13 protein-coding genes are annotated in these 14,905 nt (G+C 74.6%); 7 read left to right on the top strand and 6 right to left on the bottom strand.

Annotation, left to right across the window (positions count from 1 at the left end; genetic code table 11):
* Window positions 1-141: 141 nt before the first annotated feature.
* The 5 genes from ACH427_RS01295 (at window position 142) to ACH427_RS01275 (ending at window position 4,618) form a co-directional block, all read left to right on the top strand.
* The gene (locus ACH427_RS01295) at window positions 142-1,362 is read left to right on the top strand and encodes an NAD(P)/FAD-dependent oxidoreductase (RefSeq protein WP_398867490.1); all 1,221 of its coding nucleotides are present in this window, start codon (window positions 142-144) and stop codon (window positions 1,360-1,362) included.
* Window positions 1,363-1,478: 116 nt separating this feature from the next.
* A complete protein-coding gene (locus ACH427_RS01290) occupies window positions 1,479-1,844 on the top strand; it encodes an Rv2175c family DNA-binding protein (protein WP_398867260.1) in 366 nt (121 codons plus the stop codon).
* Between the two features lie 103 nt (window positions 1,845-1,947).
* On the top strand, window positions 1,948-2,601 hold the full coding sequence (gene thiE / locus ACH427_RS01285) for a thiamine phosphate synthase (RefSeq protein ID WP_398867259.1): 654 nt from the start codon (window positions 1,948-1,950) through the stop codon (window positions 2,599-2,601).
* Between the two features lie 174 nt (window positions 2,602-2,775).
* Window positions 2,776-3,693, top strand: coding sequence for a methylenetetrahydrofolate reductase [NAD(P)H] (gene metF, locus ACH427_RS01280; RefSeq protein WP_398867258.1), 918 nt, complete (start codon window positions 2,776-2,778; stop codon window positions 3,691-3,693).
* A gap of 40 nt (window positions 3,694-3,733) precedes the next feature.
* Window positions 3,734-4,618 (top strand): hypothetical protein, encoded by an 885-nt coding sequence (locus ACH427_RS01275; RefSeq protein WP_398867257.1) that lies wholly within the window; start codon window positions 3,734-3,736, stop codon window positions 4,616-4,618.
* 60 nt (window positions 4,619-4,678) lie between these two features.
* Here the strand turns inward: ACH427_RS01275 and ACH427_RS01270 are convergent, their stop codons facing one another.
* The 3 genes from ACH427_RS01270 to ACH427_RS01260 all read right to left on the bottom strand — a co-directional run bounded on the left by ACH427_RS01270 (window position 4,679) and on the right by ACH427_RS01260 (window position 7,888).
* Entirely contained in the window at window positions 4,679-6,211 is a 1,533-nt protein-coding gene (locus ACH427_RS01270; protein ID WP_398867256.1) for a phytoene desaturase family protein, read from the bottom strand.
* A 94-nt stretch (window positions 6,212-6,305) separates the two neighbouring features.
* Window positions 6,306-6,926, bottom strand: coding sequence for a DUF4126 domain-containing protein (locus ACH427_RS01265; RefSeq protein ID WP_398867255.1), 621 nt, complete (start codon window positions 6,924-6,926; stop codon window positions 6,306-6,308).
* A 320-nt stretch (window positions 6,927-7,246) separates the two neighbouring features.
* Window positions 7,247-7,888, bottom strand: coding sequence for a TetR/AcrR family transcriptional regulator (locus tag ACH427_RS01260; protein WP_398867254.1), 642 nt, complete (start codon window positions 7,886-7,888; stop codon window positions 7,247-7,249).
* A gap of 286 nt (window positions 7,889-8,174) precedes the next feature.
* Here ACH427_RS01260 and ACH427_RS01255 point away from each other — a divergent pair, with 286 nt between their 5' ends.
* On the top strand, window positions 8,175-8,939 hold the full coding sequence (locus ACH427_RS01255) for a methyltransferase (protein WP_398867253.1): 765 nt from the start codon (window positions 8,175-8,177) through the stop codon (window positions 8,937-8,939).
* A gap of 238 nt (window positions 8,940-9,177) precedes the next feature.
* A complete protein-coding gene (locus tag ACH427_RS01250; protein WP_398867252.1) occupies window positions 9,178-9,585 on the top strand; it encodes a DUF3040 domain-containing protein in 408 nt (135 codons plus the stop codon).
* 249 nt (window positions 9,586-9,834) lie between these two features.
* On the opposite strand, the gene ACH427_RS01245 is transcribed toward ACH427_RS01250, so the two are convergent.
* Genes ACH427_RS01245 through ACH427_RS01235 form a run of 3 tightly spaced genes read right to left on the bottom strand, consistent with a single transcriptional unit; the run spans window position 9,835 to window position 14,833 of the window.
* Window positions 9,835-12,279 carry a transglutaminaseTgpA domain-containing protein gene (locus ACH427_RS01245; protein ID WP_398867251.1) on the bottom strand — a complete coding sequence of 815 codons (2,445 nt, stop codon included), beginning with the start codon at window positions 12,277-12,279 and terminating at the stop codon, window positions 9,835-9,837.
* On the bottom strand, window positions 12,276-13,808 hold the full coding sequence (locus ACH427_RS01240) for a DUF58 domain-containing protein (RefSeq protein WP_398867250.1): 1,533 nt from the start codon (window positions 13,806-13,808) through the stop codon (window positions 12,276-12,278). Before ACH427_RS01240 ends, ACH427_RS01245 begins: the two co-directional genes overlap by 4 nt.
* Window positions 13,808-14,833: an AAA family ATPase gene (locus ACH427_RS01235; protein ID WP_398867249.1), complete on the bottom strand. Its 1,026-nt coding sequence runs from the start codon at window positions 14,831-14,833 to the stop codon at window positions 13,808-13,810. The genes ACH427_RS01240 and ACH427_RS01235 overlap by 1 nt, the downstream gene beginning before the upstream one ends.
* Window positions 14,834-14,905 lie beyond the last annotated feature (72 nt).

Here is a 14,905-nt window from a genome sequence, read left to right as displayed (position 1 = left end):
GGCCGGACGGGGGCGCCGGAGGGGGCATGCGCGGCAGCGGGGCGCGTCAAACACCATGACGTTGTGTCAGAGGTCTCGCTACGCGGTGCTCCGGCCGGGACCGGCCGCCGCCCTACAGTTGATCGGGTGAGCGAGCACCGGATGGAACCGCAGACCACGAGTGACCGGCGCGCTGTCATCGTCGGCGCCGGAATGGCCGGGGTGCAGACCGCCGTCGCCCTGCGCGAGCAGGGCTGGACCGGCACGATCACCCTGCTGGGCGCCGAGCCCCACCGGCCGTACGACAGGCCACCGCTCTCCAAGGCGGTGCTGCTGGGCAAGGCCGAGGGGTCCGCCTTCGAGGTGGACTTCGCCTCCCTCGGCATAGACCTCGAACTCGGCCGGGAGGCCACCCGGCTGCGCGCCGGCGAGCACCTGCTGGAGACCTCCGAGGGTCCCGTCCCGTACGACGTGCTGATCATCGCGACCGGCGCGCGGCCCGTCGAACTCCCCGGCAGCGCGGGCATGCCGGGCGTGCACCTGCTGCGCACCCTGGACGACGCGGAGCGGCTGCGCCCGGTGCTCGCCGGGCAGCGCGACGTCGTGGCGGTCGGCGCCGGGTGGATCGGCGCCGAGTTCGCCACCGCCGCGCGCGAGGCGGGCTGCCGGGTGACGGTCGTCGAGGCCGCGGACCGGCCGCTGGCCGGCGCCCTGCCCGCCGAGGTCGCCGCCCACATGGTCGCCTGGTACGCCGACAGCGGCGCCCGCCTGCTCACCGGCGCGCGCGTGGCCGCCGTGGAGCCCGGCGCCGTGGTGCTGGCCGACGGCACCCGGCTGCCCGCGGACGCGGTGCTCGTGGGCATCGGCGCCCGCCCGGCGACGGAGTGGCTGGAGGGGTCGGGCGTCGAGCTGGCCGCCGACCGCTCGGTGCTCACCGACGACCGGCTGCGCACCTCCGTGCCCGATGTCTACGCGGTCGGCGACTGCGCGTCCTTCCCGTCCGCCCGCTACGGCGAGCGGCTGCTGGTCCACCACTGGGACAACGCCCTCCAGGGCCCGCGCACCGTCGCCGGGAACATCGTGCACGGTACGGCCGAGGGGCCGGTCTACGACCCGGTGCCGTATTTCTGGTCCGAGCAGTTCGGGAGGTTCGTGCAGTACGCGGGCCACCACGTCGAGGGCGACGAGCTCATCTGGCGCGGCGACCCGACGGGCGCGGCCTGGACGGTGTGCTGGGTGCGCGGCGAGGTCCTCGTCGCCCTGCTGGCCGTCGGCCGGCCGCGCGACCTGGCCCAGGGCCGCAAGCTCATCGAGCGCGGCGCGGTCCTCGACCGGGCGCGGGCGGCGGACGCCTCGGTCCAGCTGAAGGCCGCGGAGGTGTGAGGACCTGCTGACGGCGCGGGCCGGGCGGGCCCGGCCGGGGGTCCGCACGACGCGCCGCCGGCAAGGTCGGGTCAACCTGGCTACCGACTGTCAGTCCCAGATGGCAGGCTTGTCCCGTGACCGAGATTGACGCAAAGATCGATGCTCTCGTCCCCGCCTGGCTCAACCTCCCCGACATCGCGGAAATGCTCGATGTCGAGGTGACGCGTGTCCGGCAGCTGGTCAAGGAGGGCCAGCTGATCGCGGTGCGCCGTGGCGAGAACCGAGTGCTCCAGGTGCCCGCCGAGTTCATCGGCGAGGGCAAGGTGATCAAGGGCCTCGCAGGCACCTTGACGCTGCTGAAGGACGACGGCTTCAGCGACGAGGAAATGCTGGAGTGGCTCTTCACTCCGGACCCGACCCTGCCCGGCACCCCGGCGCAGGCCCTGCGCGAGAATCGTGGCACGGAGGTGAAGCGCCGCGCCCAGGCGCTCGCCGTCTGACCCGTCCGCAGGCGCTGTAGACGCCGAGAGAGAACCGTCCGGTGTGCGGGCGGGGGCCGCGTGCCCCCGCCCGCACACCGCCGACCCCGGGGGGATCCACCCGATGTCCGTCACCGCGCGCGAGCGGCTCGCCGACGCCCGGCTGTATCTGTGCACCGACGCCCGCAGGCGCCAGGGCGACCTGCCGGAATTCCTGGACGCGGTCCTCGCCGCCGGGGTGGATGTCGTGCAGCTGCGCGACAAGGGCATGGAGGCGGGGGAGGAGCTGGAGCACCTCGCCGTGTTCGCCGACGCCGCCCGCCGCCACGGCAAGCTCCTCGCGGTCAACGACCGCGCGGATATCGCCCACGCCATCGGCTCCCAGGTGCTGCACCTGGGCCAGGGCGACCTCCCCGTCCCCGCCGCCCGCGCCATCCTCGGCGACCAGGTGCTGATCGGGCGCTCGACCCACGCCGAGGCGGAGGTGGACGCCGCCGTCGCCGAGCCCGGTGTGGACTACTTCTGCACCGGTCCCTGCTGGCCCACCCCGACCAAGCCGGGCCGGCACGCCCCGGGCCTGTCCCTGGTGCGCTACGCCGCCGCCCTGAAGCCCGCGCGGCCCTGGTTCGCCATCGGCGGCATCGACGCGGCCAATCTGGACGAGGTGCTGGAGGCGGGCGCCCGCCGGGTCGTCGTCGTCCGCGCGATCACCGAGGCCGACGACCCCGCCGAGGCCACCGCCCGGCTCGCGAAGCGCGTCCGCGCGTACGGAGCGTGATGCCCGGCGGTGTGACGCCGCCGGCACGATCCGTCACGGACCGGTCAGGAAACGGTCAGCCAGATGTCAACGGCGCATGAACAGACTGTCCAGAAAGCGGACGGGAGACCGGCTAATCGGTCATATCGCAAATGAGGGTTGGGGCTGCGCGGAACCGCTGGTTAACTTGCCGGTATGGCCCTTGGCACAGCCTCCACCAGGACAGACCACGCCCGTACGGTGCGTGAGCTGCTCGCCTCCGGTGAGCAGTCCTATTCATTCGAGTTCGCGGCCCCGAAGTCCGAGAAGGGCGAGCGGACCCTGTGGAACGCCATCCGGCGGATCGAAGCCGTCGGACCCACCTTCGTCTCCGTGACCTACGGCGCGGGAGGCTCCTCCCGTGAGGGCACCGTGCGGGCGACCGAGCGGATCGCCACGGACACCACGCTGACGCCCGTCGCGCACCTGACCGCCGTCAACCACTCGCTGGCGGAACTGCGCAACATCATCGGCCAGTACGCCGACGCCGGCATCCGCAACATGCTGGCCGTGCGCGGCGACCCGCCCGGTGACCCCATGGGCGAGTGGGTGCGCCACCCCGAGGGCATCGGCTACGCCGCCGAACTCGTCCGGCTCATCAAGGAGTCCGGCGACTTCTGCGTCGGCGTCGCCGCGTTCCCCGAGATGCACCCGCGCTCCACCGACTGGGAAACCGACATCGGTCACTTCGTGGACAAATGCCGGGCGGGCGCGGACTTCGCGATCACCCAGATGTTCTTCTACCCCGAGGACTATCTGCGGCTGCGCGACCGGGTCGCGGCAGCGGGCTGCGAGACCCCGATCATCCCCGAGATCATGCCGGTCACCAACATCCGGCAGATCGAGCGGTTCGCCCAGCTCAGCAATGCCGCCTTCCCGCCCGAGCTGGCCGGGCGGATCCTCGCGGTGAAGGACGATCCGGCCGCTGTACGCTCGATCGGGATCGAGTACGCCACCGAGCTGTGCTCACGGCTGATGGCCGAGGGGATCCCGGGTCTGCACTTCATTACCCTGAACCACTCCACGGCGACGCTGGAAATCTACGAGAATCTGGGACTGCACCAGCGGTCCTGACGGCTGTTCCCCTGGCGACAGCCGCACGAGAGGGGCGTAAATGGGCTGGACGGTCCTCTACATCGCGTTCGGCATCGTCGCGCTCTGGCTGCTGGGCGAGGTGCTGCTGCAGTACAAGGCGCGACTGCGCTGGCGGTTGCTCGCCTTCGTCGGCTTCCTCGGCGTCGTCGTGGGCGTGGTCCTCTCCTCCGTGCCGGTCATCGCGGTGGGCGCGATCGCCTTCGCGGTCGGCCAGACCTATGTGACGCTCTCCTTCCGGCGCGGGTTCTCCGAGGGCTGGGCGATCCGCCGCGACAAGGGCGCCGAGCCCGGCGGGCGGCCCGCCGCCGAGGAGAAGGGCCGCGCCGGACGGCGGCGCAAGGGCGACCGGAAGCCCCAGGCCGCGCCGCTGCCCGACCCCGCCGCCGAGACGGCCGCGATGCCGCTGATCCCGGAGTCCGACGACATCCCGGACCTGCTCCCCGGCGCGCCCCACCAGCCCGCCCCGTCGTACGACGGCTACGACCGGACGGCATACCTCCCGCCCGTGCCCCAGGGGCAGGAGGCGGGTCAGGAGGCGGGCGGTTTCACCCCGTACGACTACGCCTACGGCACCCAGGGCGCGCCGTCCGGCAACGGTCAAGGCGACGGTCAATTCGACTACGGGCAGGGGCAGTACGCCCCCTATTCCGACCCCTACATCGGCAGCCGCCCGCCGGCGCAGGAGCAGTACGACGCGTTCGGGCAGCCGCAGTACGAGCCTTATCCGCAAGCGCAGTACGGCACGGGCGCGTACTCCGCGGAGGCGTACGCACCGGCGCAGTACGACATGGACACCCCGCCGGGCGGCGTCTGGGTGCCCCAGCAACGGGACACCGACGCACCGACGCGGCCGCCCCTGCCGGGGCACGGGCAGGGCCACGACGGGCAGCAGTACCGCTACTGACGTCTCACGCGTGGGGCGGACCGGTTTCTTCCGGTCCGCCCCACGCGCGTGAGGGCGGCGCTACTCCGAGCCGCGCCAGTCCGCCCCCGAGACGATCAGCCCGGCGACCATCGCGCCCGACATCCCCGCGTGGGCCAGCCCTCCGCCGGGGTGGGCGAAGCCGCCGGCGAGATACAGACCGGGCACCCGCGTGGCGTTCCCGGGCCGCAGGAACGCGCCGTCCGCACCCGCCAGTACGGGCGCGGGGACGCCGCCCCCCTCCGCGCCGGTCGCCGCCTCGACGTCGGCCGGAGTGCGGACCTCGCGCCACAGCACCCGCTCCCGCAGCCCCGGCAGCACCGCTTCCGCGGCGTCGGTCATCCGGTCCGCGAAGCTCGCGGCCGTCTCCTCGTCGCTCCAGTCGACCCGCCCGTGCGGGGCCACCGTGGCGGTCAGGGTGACCGCTTCGTACCCTTCGCCGGGGCGGGTGGCCGGGTCGTCCGGCCGCAGCACGGTCACCGTGGGGCGGTAGCGCCACGGGCCGGGCTCGCGGACGCCGCCGCCCGCGGGGAAGACCTCGGCCAACTCCGCGCCGCGGTCGGGCGCGTGGACCACCGTGCGGTGGGCCGCCGCAGCGGGCCGGGCGCCCCGCAGCGCGAGGCAGACCGTGAACCTGCCGGGTGGCACCGGCCGTCCGGGGCCGCCGTCCCGCTCGGCCGCGTCCGGTGCGATCGAGGCCAGCCGCCCGGGGGACACCCCGGCGACCACCATGTCCGCCTCGGCCACCGCGCCACCGGTCAGCTCCACACCGGCGGCGCGGCCGTCCTTCTCGAAGAGGCCCACGACCTCCTCGCCGAAGCGGAACTCGACCTTGCGGGCCAGGCACCGCTCGTACAGCGCGTCGGCGAGCGCCCGCAGGCCCCCGCGCACATACCAACTGCCGAAGGTCTGCTCCATATACGGCAGCACCGTCGCGCTCGCGGGCGCCTGCCGGGGATCCAGGCCGTACGCCAGGGCGTGGCTCTCCAGGAGCGCGGCCAGCCGGGGGTCCTTCAACTCCCGCTCCGCGACGGAGGCGAGGGTGGCCGGGGCGCTCCGCCGGAACAACCCGCGCTTGCGGACGGCCGGATAGGGATCGCGCCCCAACGGCACGCGCGCCGCCGGGTCCGCGCGCAGCGGCTCCTCCAGCAGCGGCCGCCGTGTGGCGTCCCACACCTCGCGCGCCCGGTTGACCAGATCGCTCCAGCGCTCGCCCGCGCCCGCGCCGACCGCCTCGTCCAGCGCCTGGACGACACCGGCGCGCGAGGCGTTGGGCAGCGCGAGGACCGTGCCGTCGGCGAAGACGTGGCTGCTCGCCGGGTCGACCTGCACGAGGTCGACACACCGCTCCAGCGGCTCCTTGCCCGTCTTCACGAACAAGTCGCGGTAGACGGCGGGCAGATGCAGCAGCCCCGGCCCCGTGTCGAAGGCGAAGCCGTCCCTCGTGAGCCGTCCGACGCCGCCGCCGTACGTCGCCGCGCGCTCGTACACCACCACCCGGTGGCCCGCGACGGCCAGCCGGGCAGCAGCCGCCATCGCGCCCATCCCGGCGCCGATCACCGCAATCCGTGCCATGGGAACGACTTTATCCGGCGGCACTGACAGCCCAGGCCGACAGCTCAGGCAGTCAGCCCAGGCCCGATAAGCTCGGCCGGCTCAGGCAGCCGGCTCAGGCCGACGGCCGCCGGGCCCCGGCCGGCCAGGCCGCGCGCTTCTCGGCGCGCTTCTGCCGCCTGCGCTGCCAGAAGCGGCGGATCCGCCTCCAGAAGAACACCACCAGCGCGATGCCCAGCCCCAGCAGCACCGCCGCGATGATCGCGGCGGCCAGCGGGTGGAACAGCGCGAAGACGACGATCCCGGCGACGCCCAGATCCTCGGCGGTGCTCAGCACGATATTGCTCGCGGGCTCCGGCGAGGTGTTGACCACCGCCCTGGTGCCCGCCTTGACCAGGTGGCTCACCAGCGCGGTCGCGCCGCCCACCGCGCCCGCGGCGAGGTCGGACAGCGAACCGCTCTGCCCGGCCAGCAGCGCCCCGACGACGCCGCCGGCGATCGGCCTGATCACCGTGTGCACGGCGTCCCAGGCCGAGTCCACATACGGGATCTTGTCGGCCACGGCCTCGCAGAGGAAGAGCACGGCCGCCGCGATCAGGACGTCAGGGCGCTGCAGCGCGTCCGGCACCTGATCGCTGACACCGGTCGCGCCCAGCACGCCGAGCAGCAGGACCACGGCGTAGGCGTTGACACCACTCGCCCAGCCACTCGTGAACACCAGAGGAAGCACCGACACGCCAGCGATCGTATCCGGGGCCCGCGACCGGGTCTGAACGCTCACGGGTGAGTACACGTACTCAGAGGAGGAGATGAGTAGCCGCACGGATGGGGCAAGCCCCGGCGGAAAGGAAGAGTGGTGTCCACGGAAGGGGCGTCCGCGCCGCACCGCCGACACGGGGCGGCGGAACGGTGCGGCGACCCTGACGTGACCGGGGGGTCTGGGGGCTCCCGGACGGAAGTACGGGAGCTCGGGGGAAGTACGGGGGAACGCTGCTCCGGTGCGGGCCGAGGGGGATCGGCCGGTGCCGGAGCAGCGCCCTGCCGCGGCCCGCGCGCTCAGCCGCCGCCCTGCGGCTGGCGGACGCCGCCGCCCACCCGCCCCCGCAACAGCTGGGAGAGTGCCGCGTGCACCTCCTCGACCGACCGCCCGGGCTGGAACGACTGCCAGTCCAGCGCGGTCACCAGCACCATCCCGAACAACGCGGCCGCCGTCAGCGGGACATCGAGCTCCGTGCTCAGCTCGCCCGCCTCCACCGCCTCCCTGAGAACCCCCTCGATCACCGCGAGCGCCTGCTCGCGCACCCGCGCCAGCGTCGGCTGCCAGGCCCGGTTGGTGCGCCACAGCTCGGCCGCGTACAGCTGGGCCAGCGCCGGATAGCGGGAGACGAAGTCCAGGCCCGCGCGGACCATCGCGTCCAGCGCCTCGACCCTGCCGCCCCCGCGCGCGGCGGTCGCGTCGGCGGCTCTTCCCAGGGCCTCGCTCAGCAGCTCCATGCCGTGCCGCAGCAGCTCTTCGAAGAAGGCGGTCTTGCTCGCGAAGTTGTAGTAGACCGTGCCCTTCGCGACTCCGGCACGTTCGGCGATCTCGTCCACGGTGGTGGAGGAGAAGCCCTGTTCGGCGATGAGGGTGACCGCGGCTTCGAAGAGCTTTCGCCGGGTGTTCTGACGGCGCGTACTACTGCTGTCGCTGCTGTCCATGCGCAGATTCTCCCTGTCCCCGCCCGGCCGCCGGAGAGCGACGTCGGTCTTCCGCCCGCCCGTGTGCCCGGGCGCCGGCCGGAACTGACGGGGCGGAGCGCCGTGTTCACCCGGAGCCGTCGCTTCCGGGGCGCCGGGGGGCCGGCCGGGCGGCGCGGGGGTCGTGGCGGAGGGAACTCCTGGACAGGCCCTAGGCTGGAGGCACCCGGAACCACTGGGGCCTTCTTGTCCCCTCCTGTTCGTCCTGCTCGTTCTGTTCGTCGTCACCGCCGAGGAGCCACCCGCCGTGTCAGACCCGCTGCGCCCCCGGGCGTCCCTCCGTACCGCCGTGGTCTGGGAGGTCCTGCGGGACGCCCTCGACCGCCGGGTCAAGGCCGCCGGACGGGAGGACGCGGGCGTCCTGGAGGTCCTCGACACCGGTGGCGGCTCCGGCAACTTCGCCGTGCCCGTCGCCCGCCTGGGCCACCGGGTCACCGTCGTCGACCCCAGCCCCAACGCCCTGTTCGCGCTGGAGCGCCGGGCCGCCGAGGCCGGGGTCGCCGACCGGGTGCGCGGTGTCCAGGGCGACACCCACGGCCTCTTCGACGTGGTCGAGCGCGGGGCCTACGACGCCGTCCTGTGCCACGGCGTCCTGGAGTACGTCGACGAGCCCGCGGAAGGCGTCCGCAACGTCGTCGAGGCGCTCCGCCCCTCCGGCACCCTCAGCCTGCTGGCCGCGGGCCTCGGCGGTGCCGTGCTGGGCCGGGCCCTCGCCGGCCACTTCACCGAGGCCCGCCAGGTGCTCGCCGACCCCGCGGGGCAGTGGGGCGCCGGTGACCCGGTCCGCCGCCGGTTCACCGCCGAGCAGCTCTCCGAGCTGGTCACCGCGGCCGGCCTGGAGGTCGGGTCGGTGCACGGCGTGCGCGTTTTCGCCGACCTGGTGCCCGGCGTGCTGCTGGACGCCGAGCCGGGCGCCATGGACGCGCTGCTCCGGCTGGAGGCGGCCGCGGCCGAGCTCCCCGCCTTCCACTCGGTGGCCACTCAGCTGCATGTCCTGGCCGAGCGTGGCTGACCGCAAGCGGTAGGTGACCGGCCACCCGATCAGCCGCTTCGCCCCGTATGATCGGGGGACACCGTCCGGCATGGCGTATCGGCGGAGAGGGAATGTACGTCCCGACACCACCGATCGCCACACTGACATCGGTGGGCGAATTGGCGCAGAGGGGCGGGTTTCATGGGGGCGATTCCCTGCCTATCCTGAAAGGGTCGCACCCCGGTCGCCCCCCGCGACCGACGAGTAGGAGGACTCCGTGCCGCTCTCGGAGCACGAGCAGCGCATGCTCGAGCAGATGGAGCGAGCGCTGTACGCCGAAGATCCCAAGTTCGCGACAGCGCTCGAGGGCAGCGGCCTGCGCACGTACACCCGGCGACGGGTATACCAGGCGGTCGCCGGGTTTCTGGTGGGCATCGCGCTCCTGATGGCCGGCGTGATGATTCCGGGACAGTACTGGATCAGCGTGGTGGGTTTCCTCGTCATGCTGGGCTGCGCGGCACTGGCCGTCACCGGCTGGCGCAAGGCGCCCCGGCCCGGTGCGCAGCCTGGTGGTGTCGGCCCGGCGGGGGGTATGGGCGGCCGGGGTCAGGCCCGGCAGCGTCGCACCGTGATGGACCGCATCGAGCAGCGGTGGCAGCGCCGCCGCGATGAGCAGGGCCGCTGAGAGACACTTTCCGCCGAACGGCGTGCTGTGGGGCCAGGACAATCGTCCTGGCCCTTTGTCGTCGCCCGGCCGTGAGCCGCCTCGTTTGCCGTCGGCCCGGTCACGGGCCGCGCCTCGTACTCGCCGCCTTGCCGCGAGCCGCCTCGCTTGTCGGCGCCCGGCCACGAGCCGCGTCGCCGAGGGGCCTTGGGCGGATTCCGGGGGCGACGGCTTCCTGCGGGCCGTCGCCCCCGCCTTCCTGACGCCTCGTCAAGTCCGGCCGAGGGCCGTACGGAGCGCACCGCCCGCGCGGCGCCAGGCCGTGCCCAGCCGTCCCGACCGCCACCGCTCCGCCACCGCCGTGCGGCGCCGGGCGAGGCCCCACACCAGGCGGGCCGCGGAACGCGGTGCGAGCACGGCCCGCAGCCGGGCGGGCCGCCGCGCCGAGGCGCGCAGCCCCGCCCGTACGCGCTCGACATCCTCCGCCAGGCCCGCGGGCGGCCGCGGCCGCGGCGCGTACAGCACCTGCTCCACCGCCGTGGCCACCCGGTGTGCCGACTCCGCGGCCGCGCCGGTCAGCCCGCCGAGCCGCACGATGCGTGCCGCCGCGCCGCGGGGCGTCCGTGACTCGTCGGGCAGGACGCCGAAATCCCAGGCGGAGTCGGTCAGTTCGGCCCAGACGGCGAGTGTGTGCTCCGCGGCCTGACCGGGTCCGGGCGCGCCCGGCGTGTGCCGTCCGGGGTCCGCGAGGCGCCGGGCCCGCAGTCTTCGCCGCCACAGCGACGGCAGCGCGGGCAGGGCCAGCACGGCCACCACGCCCGCCGCGATGCCCGCCACCGCCCCCGGCGACAGCCGCCCGCCGTGGCCGCCGCCCGCCGCGGCCCGCGAGGCGCCCGGCGGGCACTCGCCCAGCCGCCTCAACTGCGGGGTGCAGCCGCTCGCGGAGGGCGGCCGCGCCGACGGCGCGGTGCTCCGGTCGGGCAGCGGCGCGGGCACCCCCGGGTCGGCGGCGGACGGCTCCTGCGCGGCGGTGTAGTCGGGCGCCGTGCCCCGGCTCGGCGTCGGCTCGAAGCGGGTCCAGCCGACCCCCTCGAAATACAGCTCCGGCCAGGCGTGCGCGTCCTTGGAGCCGACCGACATCGAGCCGTCCGGCAGCGGGGTGCCCGGGGTGAAGCCGACCGCCACCCGGGCCGGGATGCCCAGGGTCCGCGCCATGGCCGCCATGGAGAAGGAGAAGTGGATGCAGAAGCCCCGCTTGGCCTCCAGGAACCTCGCGATGGCGTCGCTGCCGCCGCCCGACGCGACCTCCGTGTCATAGCTGAAGCCGCCGTCGGCCGCGAACCAGTCCTGGAGCTTGACGGCCTGCTCGTACGCGTTCGCCGACCCGGCGGTCACCTTCCTGGCCGTCGCCCCCACGACCTCCGGCAGCGACCCCGGCACCTTGGTGTACTCCCGCAGCACCTCCTCGCGCGGGGCCGGCGCTCCCGCGAGCTGCGCGGCCGTGGGCTGCACCAGAAGGCTCGACACCTGATAGCGGACGCCCCGGGTGGTCTGCCCGCGGTCACCGGCGACGGTGCGGCCCTCCGGCTCGTACCGCCAGTGGCCGTCCACGCGGACGCGCTCGGCGGGATAGGGGAGCGGCAGATAGTTCTGCGCGTACGAACCGGCGGCGGCCACCGAGGTGTTCACCGCGTCCGTGCGCACCCCGGGGGCGAGGCCCGCGGGGGTGGGCAGCAGCTCCGGGAGGTCCGTGACGCGCCGCTCGGACGGCTGCCACGACGCGCCGTCGAACCGGTCGAGCGCGACGACGCGCAGATACATCTCCCGGGTGCTCTCCGTGGATGTGCGGTAGCGCATCATCTCGCGGTTCTCCGGCTGGTTCAGGCTGTCCCGCAGCGTGACCAGGGGACGGACGGCGTCGAAGCCCGAGCTGTCGTCCCGGTCGGGGCCGGCCGCCTGGCCGCGCGGCTCCAGCAGCCCGCCCTCCATCGCCGGCAGCACGGCGGGCACCGCCAGCGCGATGCCGAGCGCGAGCGCGCCGATCCTGCGGCCGGTGCGCACCGGCGCGAGCGCGGGGCCGGAGCCCGATGCCAGGAACCCACGGGAGGGCGGCCGGGCGCCGCCGCCGAAGACCCGGCCCCACCGGGCGAGCCGGTCCCGGCCCTCGGCCAGGAGCAGCAGCAGATAGCCGGCCGCCGCCACCAGGAACCACAGCCAGTCCTTGCCGCTCTGGGCCAGCCCGGCCGCGATGGAGTAGAGCGCGAGGAGCGGCAGCCCGGCGGGCGCGGCGCTGCGCCAGGTCACCGCGACCGCGTCCACCGCCAGGCCGATCACCAGCAGGCCGCCGACCAGCATCAGCCGGATGCCGGTCGTCGCCGGGGCCGGGATGGCGTACTTCCCGACGTCGTCGGCGCCCTCCTGGAGCAGCTGCCCGAACTCCCGGAAGACGTCCGGCCCCGGCAGCAGCCCGCCGAGCGCCTGCGAGCGGGCGAAGACCAGGGTGAGCAGCACGAGCGTGACCAGCGCCTGCACGGCCACCGTCAGGGGCCTGGCGAGCGGCACCCGGCGGGCGAGCGCGCCCACCGTGCTCTGGACGGTGAGCAGGATCGCGGCCTGGACCAGCCAGGTGACGGTCTCGATCAGCGGCAGCAGCGCGCACGCGGACGCCAGCGTCGCCACCACCGCGCACATGGCGAGCCGCGCGCTGCCGCTCATGCGCGCCCCCCTGCCGGTGGCGGCCCGAAGGGCCAGGGCGGCGCCGCGGGCATGGGCGGCACGGACGGCCCGGAGCCCCCGGCGGCCGCCGTGACGCTGCCCGGCCGCATGGCCGTACCGCCGTGAGGCTGCCTGGCCGTACCGCCGTCCGGCTGCCCCGCCGCGCCGCCGTGAGGCATGCGGGGCGCGCCGTGCGGGGTGTCCGTCGGGGCGCTCCCGGGCCCGTGGCCGCCCGCCATGCGCCACAGCTCCGGCAGTGAGGCGCCGGGGGCCACCGCCAGCGCCGTCCAGCCCGCCTCGCGCAGTGTGCGCAGCCGCTGCTCGGCGCTGTGCGCGGGCCGCGGGGAGCGGGCGTCCTGCGGCCAGGCGGAGCGGTCCAGCACGAAGGCGACCGCCGTGCCGCCGCCGCGGCGCATCTGCCCGGCCAGCGCCGCCTGACGGTCGTCCAGGTCGCCGAAGAACGCCACGAGCAGCCCTCCGCCGTCGCCCCGCAGCGCCTCATGCGCCGGGGCGAGGCTCTCGCCGTCGGAGTGATCCACCACGGCCAGGGTGTCGAGCAGCAGGCCCACCGCCTCCGCCGAGTCGTGGGAGGAGCCGGAGCGGCCGCCCATGCCGTCCGCCAGCGCGCTCCCGGCATCGGTGAGCAGCCGCACCGAGAACCCGCGCTCCATCAGGTGCACCGCGGCGGAGGCCGCCCCGGACACGGCCCACTCGAAGGGCGAGTCGGGCCCCGCGCCGTCGAAGGCGATGCCCCGGGTGTCCAGCAGCACCGTGCCGTGGGCCCGCTGGGGCTGCTCCTCGCGGCGCACCATCAGCTCGCCGTAGCGCGCGGTGGAGCGCCAGTGCACGCGGCGCAGGTCGTCGCCGTGGCGGTAGCCACGCGGGATGATGTCGTCCGCGCCAGCCAGGGCCGGGGAGCGGTGGCGGCCGTCGCCGTAGCCCGTGGCCTCGCCGCCGAGGCGCACCGCCGGCAGGGGAACGACGCGCGGCACGACCGTCAGTGTGTCGAAGGCGCCGAAGCCACGAGTCAGCTCGCACATCCCGAAGGGATCCGTCAGCCGCAGCTGCAACGGCCCGAGGGGATAGCGGCCGCGCAGGTCGGACCGTATCCGGTAGGACACCTCGCGGCGCCCGCCCGGCTCCACCCGGTCCAGCACGAAGCGGGGGCGCGGGCCCAGGACGTACGGCACGCGGTCCTGGAGCATCAGCAGGCCGGTGGGCAGCCGGGAGATGTTGTCGACGCGCAGGTGCACCCGCGCCTCGGACCCGGCGTGCACCCGGGACGGTGCCAGCCCCCGGCTGCCGGTGACGCGGTGGCGGGTGCCGTGCAGCACGATCACGCACACCAGCGGCAGCACCGTCAGCAGCAGCCCGACCCGCAGCAGGTCGGACTGGCCCAGGACATACGAACAGGCCGCCGCCGCGATGCCCGCGGCCAGGAAGGAGCGGCCACGGGTGGTCAGCCCGCCGAGGGACGCCCACAGCCCGCCCCCGCCGCCCGGCCGCGGGCCCGCTTCCCCCGAGGCCATCACAGCCTCCGCGCGCCCGGCTGATGAAGGCCGTGCGGCTGCTGCCGCCACGCCTGCGCGGACAGGTCGGGCACCGGGGTGCGCTGGAGGATCTCGAGGACGACCTGCTCGGCCGTGCGCCGGTTCAGCTGGGCCTGGGCGGTGGGCAGCAGCCGGTGCGCGAGCACCGCCACGGCCAGGGCCTGCACATCGTCGGGCAGGACGAACTCCCGGCCGGCCATGGCCGCCGCCGCCTTCGCGGCCCGCACCAGGTGCAGCGTCGCTCTGGGGGAGGCGCCGAGTCTGAGGTCGGGGTGGTGCCGGGTCGCGGTGACCAGATCCACCGCGTACCGCCGGACGGGGTCGGCGACGTGCACCGTGCGGACGGCGTCGACGAGCTTGATGATGTCGTGGGCGTGCGCGACGGGCTGGAGGTCGTCGAGCGGGGGCAGCACGCCGTGGGTGTCCAGCATCCGCAGCTCGGCCTCCGGGCTCGGATAGCCCATCGAGACGCGGGCCATGAAGCGGTCGCGCTGCGCCTCGGGCAGCGGATAGGTGCCCTCCATCTCGACCGGATTCTGCGTGGCGACCACCATGAAGGGAGCGGGCAGCTCATAGGTGTGCCCGTCGACGGTGACCTGCCGCTCCTCCATCGACTCCAGCAGCGCCGACTGGGTCTTGGGGGAGGCGCGGTTGATCTCGTCGCCGATGACGATCTGGGCGAAGATCGCGCCCGGCTTGAACTCGAAGTCCCGCCGCTGCTGGTCGAAGACGCTCACGCCCGTGATGTCGGACGGGAGCAGGTCCGGCGTGAACTGGATGCGCCGGACCGAGCAGTCGATGGACCGGGCGAGCGCCTTGGCGAGCATGGTCTTGCCCACGCCCGGCACATCCTCGATCAGCAGGTGCCCCTCGGCGAGCAGCACGGTCAGCGAGAGCCGTACGACCTCGGGCTTGCCCTCGATCACACCCTCGACCGCCCGGTGCACCCGCTCGGCGGTGGTGGTCAGATCGCTGAGGCTCGCTCGCTCTTCATAGGTCGTCACCCGGCCCTCCTCGGCCCGTTCCGTGGGCCGCGCCCGACCCCGGACCCGGCCCACCCCGACATGCGGTCACCG

Origin of the sequence: Streptomyces sp. NPDC020379, from assembly GCF_044387105.1 — a bacterium.
GTDB lineage: Bacteria > Actinomycetota > Actinomycetes > Streptomycetales > Streptomycetaceae > Streptomyces.
The sequence above is the reverse complement of the archived record's forward strand: the minus strand, read 5'-3'. Positions and strand labels throughout refer to the sequence as shown.